At 66.6% G+C, this 6,972-nt stretch carries 7 protein-coding genes; 1 reads left to right on the forward strand and 6 read right to left on the reverse strand.

Annotated elements, in window-relative coordinates; all coding sequences use genetic code 11:
* Window positions 1–144: 144 nt before the first annotated feature.
* On the forward strand, window positions 145–549 hold the full coding sequence (locus VFH65_RS28845) for a MarR family winged helix-turn-helix transcriptional regulator (protein WP_414688529.1): 405 nt from the start codon (window positions 145–147) through the stop codon (window positions 547–549).
* Window positions 550–563: 14 nt separating this feature from the next.
* On the opposite strand, the gene VFH65_RS28850 is transcribed toward VFH65_RS28845, so the two are convergent.
* The 6 genes from VFH65_RS28850 to VFH65_RS28875 all read right to left on the reverse strand — a co-directional run.
* Window positions 564–1,115 carry a PadR family transcriptional regulator gene (locus tag VFH65_RS28850; RefSeq protein ID WP_353326484.1) on the reverse strand — a complete coding sequence of 184 codons (552 nt, stop codon included), beginning with the start codon at window positions 1,113–1,115 and terminating at the stop codon, window positions 564–566.
* The gene (locus tag VFH65_RS28855) at window positions 1,115–1,828 is read right to left on the reverse strand and encodes a glyoxalase (RefSeq protein WP_353326486.1); all 714 of its coding nucleotides are present in this window, start codon (window positions 1,826–1,828) and stop codon (window positions 1,115–1,117) included. Before VFH65_RS28855 ends, VFH65_RS28850 begins: the two co-directional genes overlap by 1 nt.
* Before the next feature lie 93 nt (window positions 1,829–1,921).
* Complete coding sequence (gene rho, locus VFH65_RS28860; protein ID WP_353326488.1) at window positions 1,922–3,862, reverse strand: transcription termination factor Rho; 1,941 nt, start codon at window positions 3,860–3,862, stop codon at window positions 1,922–1,924.
* Between the two features lie 281 nt (window positions 3,863–4,143).
* Window positions 4,144–5,088, reverse strand: a complete 945-nt coding sequence (thrB, locus tag VFH65_RS28865) for a homoserine kinase (protein ID WP_353326490.1) — start codon at window positions 5,086–5,088, stop codon at window positions 4,144–4,146.
* A gap of 4 nt (window positions 5,089–5,092) precedes the next feature.
* Window positions 5,093–6,175, reverse strand: coding sequence for a threonine synthase (thrC, locus tag VFH65_RS28870; protein ID WP_353326492.1), 1,083 nt, complete (start codon window positions 6,173–6,175; stop codon window positions 5,093–5,095).
* Window positions 6,172–6,972, reverse strand: an 801-nt coding sequence (locus tag VFH65_RS28875) for a homoserine dehydrogenase (protein WP_353326494.1), incomplete at its 5' end; no start/stop codon positions are given. The genes VFH65_RS28875 and thrC, both read right to left, overlap by 4 nt.

Below are 6,972 nucleotides of genomic sequence, written 5' to 3' on the forward strand. Positions count from 1 at the left end.
CCCGCGCAGCTCGTCGATGTGCCGCCAGATGGTGCCGGAGTCCATCGCACACCCTTTCGCATTAGTCAGGCTTCCTGACTAATCTAGTCAGCCTCCCGTACTAAAGTCAACGGGGTGACCGAGACGCCGAACACCGCGACCCTGATGTTCATCAGCCATCGCGCGGTCGAGACTCGCGTCATGGAGGCATTGGTGGCCGCCGGAGCCGACGACATCACCGTGGCGCAGTCGCGACTCATGCAGCGCCTCGATTTACAAGGCATGCGCCTGACCGACCTCGCCGAGCAGGCGCGCGTGACCAAGCAGACCGCGGGTGCGCTGATCGACCAACTGGAACGCGCCGGCTATGTCGCGCGCACACCGGATCCCTCCGATGCGCGGGCACGACTCGTCACGTTGACCGACAAGGGCCTGGCGCTGTGCCGGACCGCAGGCAAGGAGGTCGACAAGGTCGAGAAGGAGTGGCGAGAGTTCCTCGGCGAGCGCAGGTTCGCACAGATGCGCGATGCCCTTGTCGCGCTGCGCGAGATCACCGACCCCTACCACTGAGGTAGCTCGGCGAATCATTCGTCGGCGAAACGGAATTCGCCGTCCGACAGCCGCTTCAGCATCGCGGCGGTCCATCGAGCGTTGGATTTGAAAAGGCCCCGCCACATATCCAGCAGATGCGCAGCATGCGGCGGCGCGTCGGCGTCGGGCCATTCTGGCTTCATGGCGTCGAGCTCGGTGTCGATGCGTTCGGTGATTTCGCGCTGTTCGGTTAGCAATTCGATGACGCGGCGCCGCGGCAGGCTGCGCATGAACGCGATGCCTGCTCCGAACTCTTCAATGTCCGGACTGAGCAACGCGGCCTCCAGGAGCCGGAAGAACTCCTCCTCGCCTGCGGCCGTGATCCCGTACACGACGCGCGCCGGGCCGCGAGGGCTGTCTTGGCGCCCCGAACCTGTCAGCAGTCCCTCACGGTCGAGCTGCTTGACGGCGTGATAGATCGACGGCGGCTTGACCGCGGTCCAGGTGTCGACCCGCCAGGACATCAGTTCGCGATGGATGGCGTAGCCGTGCGCGGTGCCACGCATCCGGACGACACCGAGGACGAGCAGGCGAACCGTCGACATCAGCCGGACAGCCAACGTTGCAGATCGGCGATCGCGCGCAGCTCGGTCGCAATCTGTTCACGTTCCTCCTGCGTCAATGCCATGGCATCCAACTCCGCTCGGGTGGCGTCGACGCCGGCCTGGTCACCGAGGGCGATGGCGAGTTCGACGCGGTCGGCCAGCGCGCGAGCGACGTCAACGCGCGGCGCGGTGTCGCGATGACGGTCCAGCGCAGTATCCAGAGCCCGGGCCGCCAGGACGTCGTCGTTCTTGAAGTCGCGGAAGATGCGGACGTTGTCGAGCGCCTTGGCCAACCCCGACAGCGCCCTCGATCCGCCGTACTCGACCTCGGGTTCGTCACGGTTGATGAAGACGACGCAGTTGCCCGAAGGGTCGAATAGGCAAAACCTGCTCGCTCCCTGCCGAAGTCGGGTGAGCCGCGGCAGCCCCCTCGCCGGCACGCGACCGTAGTGCGCACGCAGCCGCTCGCTGAAGTCCCGGTGATAGCCGGCGACGTCGTCGACCAGAACCAGACAGCCGCCGGACAGTTCGTCGCCGGGATCGAGGTGCGGCGCCGCCTCTTTGAAGTGCAGCCCGATGTCGGCCAGCGTGAACGCCATGTACAGGTAGGGCCGGGTCTGCTGGTCTGAGGTGTCGAATCCGAGTGCGCCATAAAACTCGGCCGTCGCTTCGGCAGCGGTACACGGAAGCATCGGGATAGTCGTCGCGGTCATGACCCCATACTAGTCAATGTTGACTAGTGCCGCGCCTGCCAAAAGCGGAAAGGCCCCCGCGCGTGCGGAGGCCTTTCGCGTGTGGATCGTGGGTTAGTCGGAATCCATGTTTCCCGGCGCGGTCTTGGAGACCTGGACCAGGAACTCGTAGTTGTTCTTCGTCTTGCGCAGCTGGCTCATCAGCAGATCGATGGCCTGATGCGGGTCGAGACCCGACAGCACGCGGCGCAGCTTGTGCACAACGGCGAACTCGTCCGTGTTGAGCAGCAGCTCGTCCTTGCGGGTACCGGACGGGTTGACGTCGACGGCTGGGAACACCCGGCGCTCGGCGATCTTGCGGTCGAGCTTGAGCTCGGCGTTACCGGTGCCCTTGAACTCCTCGAAGATGACCGTGTCACCCGTCGACCCGGTCTCCACCATGGCCGTGGCGATGATGGTCAGCGAGCCGCCGTCCTCGATGTTGCGCGCAGCGCCAAGGAACCGCTTCGGCGGATACAGGGCGGTCGAGTCGACACCACCGGACAGGATGCGGCCCGACGCCGGCGACGCGTTGTTGTACGCGCGCCCGAGGCGGGTGATCGAGTCCAACAGCACCACGACGTCCTTGCCCTGCTCGACCAGGCGCTTGGCCCGCTCGATCGCCAGCTCGGCGGCCTGGGTGTGGTCTGACGGCGGCCGGTCGAACGTCGAGGCGATGACCTCGCCCACGACCGAGCGCTGCATGTCGGTGACCTCTTCAGGTCGCTCGTCGACCAGCACCACCATCAGGTGGCATTCGGGGTTGTTCGTCGTGATCGCATTCGCGATGTTCTGCATGATCGTGGTCTTACCGGCCTTGGGCGGCGACACGATCAACGCGCGCTGACCCTTGCCGATCGGCATGATCAGGTCGATGACGCGGGTCGTCAGCCGGTCCGCTGTGGTCTCCAGGCGCAGGCGCTGGTTCGGGTACAGCGGTGTGAGCTTGTTGAAGTCGGGACGCTTCCTCGCGTCGTCGACAGGTCCGCCGTTGACGGTGTCGAGCCGGACCAGCGGGTTGAACTTCTGCCGCGGGTTTTGTTGACCGCCGCCTTCGCCTTCTTTGGGCACGCGCACCGCGCCGGTGATGGCATCGCCGCGACGCAGGCCATTCTTGCGCACCATGTTCATCGAGACGTAGACGTCGTTCGGGCCGGCCAGATAGCCGGAGGTCCGGACGAACGCGTAGTTGTCGAGCACATCGAGGATGCCCGCGACGGGCTGCACGACGTCGTCATCGCGAAGTTCGGTTTCGCGCTCGCCGCCGCCACCGCCGCTGCCGCCTTCGCCGCCACGCTCACGGCGCCTGCGGTCGCGGAATCGGCGTCCGCGACGACCACCACGGCCTTCGCCGTCGTCATCGCTCGCGTTTCCGCCAGCATTTCCGCCGCCGCGATTCTGGCCGCCCTGCTGTTGATCGCCTTGCTGGTCACCGCCGTCGGACTTGGTGTCCCGCTTTGCACCCTGATCGGCGTCGGCCTTGCTCTCGCGGTCGCCGTCGGTCTTGGGCTGCTCTTTGGTCTGCTCGGCGTCGGCGGGCGCACCCGTCTGACGCGAGGCGCCGCGCCGCTCCCGGCGCTGCTTGGCCGGCTGTTCGGTCGGCTCGGCCGTCGCTTGGTCGCTGCCGGCTTCGGGTGCGGTCGGCGCGCTGTCAGTGGCGGTCGGCGCGCTGTCAGTCGCTGTCGGCGCTGCAGTGTCGGTCGCTTTGGCGCGGGCACGGCCGTTGGAGTCGCCGCGGCGCTCACGGATGGCTGCGACGAGGTCGCTCTTGCGCATGCCGGAGGCGCCTTCGACGCCGATCTCCCTGGCAAGTGCGCGAAGTTCGGGAAGTACCAGCGTCGATAACGACGCCGACCGACCGCCCGACGCGACATCCGCGGTCGGCGCGGTCTCCGCGGGCGGCGCCGAGACGGGCGCTTCGGACTCCGCGGGAGTTGAAGTAGTTGAACTCACGGTATTCGGCAGCTCGGCGTTTTCGCTGCTGCTACCAGCCGTGATGAGGTCCGTTTCAGTCACGGATTTCCTTTCTATCCCTCGCTGATCGAGTCACGCGGGGGTCCAATGCATTCAGCCGATTCGCTGAACGCGGGGGTCCCACCATTGCGTCTGCAACGGTGATCGCCGGGATTCGCCGCCATGCGGCGAACCGTCATCCACGAGAAGAATTGGTGGTCGTCCTAGTGTCTGCGCAGGCAGAGACGCTGCGATTGCTGGACGAGAGCGAGGATATCCCGCTTCGGTGCCGGAAGCAAGAAACACGCTGATTCACGTGTGACTGGTGTTGCGAGTTATGCAAGTCAGCTCCGAACGGCTACGCCGGACGTCCATCGAACGCCCTCACCAACGGTCATCTCCCTGACGGTGAACCCGTTGGCGGCGCCAAACTCCAGGGCTTCTGCGGGAAGGTCTGATGTGGTACTCAGTGCGATAACCGCAGGTCCAGCCCCGGATAGCACCGCTGCAACTCCACAACGCCGTAGGATCCGCAGATATTCCGCCGATGCCGGCATCGCCGAGGCCCGCTGCGGCTGGTGCAGGACGTCCTCGGTGGCCTCCATCAACAGGTCGGGCCGCTGTGTCAGCGCCACCACCAGCAGCGCGGCTCGACTGAGGTTGAACCGCGCGTCGGTGTGGCTGACGTGATCGGGAAGCAGCACGCGGGTCTCCGCTGTGGACGAGCGCTCCTCAGGAATCGCGGGGAACAGATGGATGTCGGGGTGCAGCTGCAGCGGCGCGGCCGCGTAGCGCGGCAGCACACCCTCGTGTTCGGTCCACGACACCACCGCCCCGCCGAGCACGGCTGCCGACGCATTGTCCGGATGGCCTTCGAACTCGCTCGCCAGCTGAATCAGTTCCGATTCGGGCAACGGCGCCGAGTCCGATTGCGCGACAAGGCCATTGACGGCGGCAAGCCCGCCGACGACCGCTGCGGCCGACGAGCCGAGTCCTCGCGAATGCGGAATATCGTTGCGGCAGCGGACATTCAGTCCCGGAGCCGTGATGCCAGCGGCCTGCAGCCCGTGCTCGATGGCCCGCACCACCAAGTGCGTCGAGTCGAGTGGAACCTGGCCTGCCCCTTCGCCTTCCACCTCGACCGTCAGTCCCGACTCCGTTGTCTCCACGACGATCTGGTCGTAGAGACTCAGCGCCAAGCCCAGGCAGTCAAATCCGGGCCCGAGGTTGGCGCTGGACGCCGCGACCACCGACGTGGCCGTCAGCCCGGCCGGGAGACTCCGGAGCACGTCGCTAGACCAGCCCGAGCTTCTCGACCACTGCGACGGGATCGACGGGAACGGGAATGACCGTCGGCATGCCCTTGAGCGCGGTATCGGGGTCCTTGAGGCCGTTTCCGGTCACGGTGCACACCACGGTGGAGCCCTTGCGCACCCAACCGTCCTCGATCGACTTGAGCAGGCCCGCGATGCTGGCCGCCGACGCCGGCTCGACGAAGACGCCCTCGGTGCGTGCCACCAGGTGATAGGCGGCCAGGATCTCCTCGTCGGTGGCGGCAAGGAACCGGCCCTTGGACTGCTGCTGGGCCTCGACCGCGGATGTCCACGATGCCGGCGACCCGATCCGGATCGCGGTCGCGATGGTCTCGGGCTCGCTGACGGGTTCGCCCAGCACCAGCGGCGCGGCGCCTGCGGCCTGGGTCCCCAGCATCCGGGGCAACCGGTCGGTCAGGCCGTCACGGTGGTATTCCGTGTAGCCCTTCCAGTACGCGGTGATATTGCCGGCATTGCCGACGGGCAGCGAATGCACGTCGGGCGCGGTGCCCAGGACGTCGACGATCTCGAACGCCGCGGTCTTCTGCCCTTCGATGCGGTATGGGTTGACCGAATTCACCAACGAGATGGTCGGAAAGTCGGCGGTGATCTTGCGGACCAGTTCCAGGCAGTCGTCGAAGTTGCCGTCGATCTGAATGATCTTGGCACCGTGCATAACCGCTTGCGCAAGCTTGCCCATCGCGATCTTGCCCTGCGGGATCAGCACTGCGCAGGTGATTCCCGCCCGTGCGGCGTAGGCCGCGGCCGACGCCGAGGTGTTGCCGGTCGATGCACAGAGCACGGCCTGCTGGCCGTGGGCCACCGCTTCGGTGACCGCCATCGTCATCCCGCGGTCCTTGAACGAGCCGGTCGGGTTCAGCCCCTCGACCTTGAGATGCACTATGCAGCCGGTGTATTCGGACAGCCGCGGCGCCGGCACCAGCGGAGTGCCACCCTCGAACAGGGTGACGGGTGTCCAGCTGTCCTCGACTGGAAGCCGGTCGCGGTAGGCAGCGATCAGACCGGGCCAAGCCTGGTGAACCGCCGTGCGGGAAGCGCTCATTCGGTGGTGCCTTCCATGCGGAGCACGCTGTTAATGCTTTGCACCACGTCGAGGTCGGCGAGTGCGGCGACGGTGTCAGACAGCGCGGCGTCGGTGGCCTGATGGGTGACGACGACGATGCGTGCACCGCAGCGCTGGCCACCTTCGTCGACCATGCCCTCCTGTCGCACCTCGGCGATGCTGACCTCACGCTTGCCGAATTCCGCTGCGACAGCGGACAGTACGCCGGGCCGGTCGGCCACGTTCATGTTGACGTAATAGCGGGTGGGGATGAACCCGATCGGCGAGATCGGCAGCTTGGCGTACTTGGACTCGCGCGGTCCGCGGCCGCCCTGCACGCGGTTGCGGGCGGCCATCACCAGATCGCCCATTACCGCCGACGCGGTCGGTGCGCCGCCTGCGCCCTGACCGTAGAACATCAGCCGGCCCGCAGCCTCGGCCTCAACGACGACAGCGTTGAACGCGCCGTTGACCGCGGCCAGCGGATGGTCCAACGGCACCAGCGCCGGGTAGACACGGGCCGAAACCCGTTCCTGTCCTTCGTCGTTGGTGAGGCGTTCACAGATCGCCAGCAGCTTGATCGTGCAGCCCAGTGCGCGCGCCGATGCGAAGTCCGATGACGTGACCGACGTGATGCCTTCGCGATAGACATCGTCGGCGGTGACGCGGGTGTGGAAGGCGATCGATGCCAGGATCGCGGCCTTGGCTGCCGCGTCGTAACCCTCGACGTCGGCGGTCGGATCCGCCTCCGCGTAGCCCAGCGCGCTGGCATCGGCCAAGGCGGATGCATAGTCGGC

The sequence above is a fragment of the Mycobacterium sp. genome (assembly GCF_035697385.1).
GTDB lineage: Bacteria > Actinomycetota > Actinomycetes > Mycobacteriales > Mycobacteriaceae > Mycobacterium.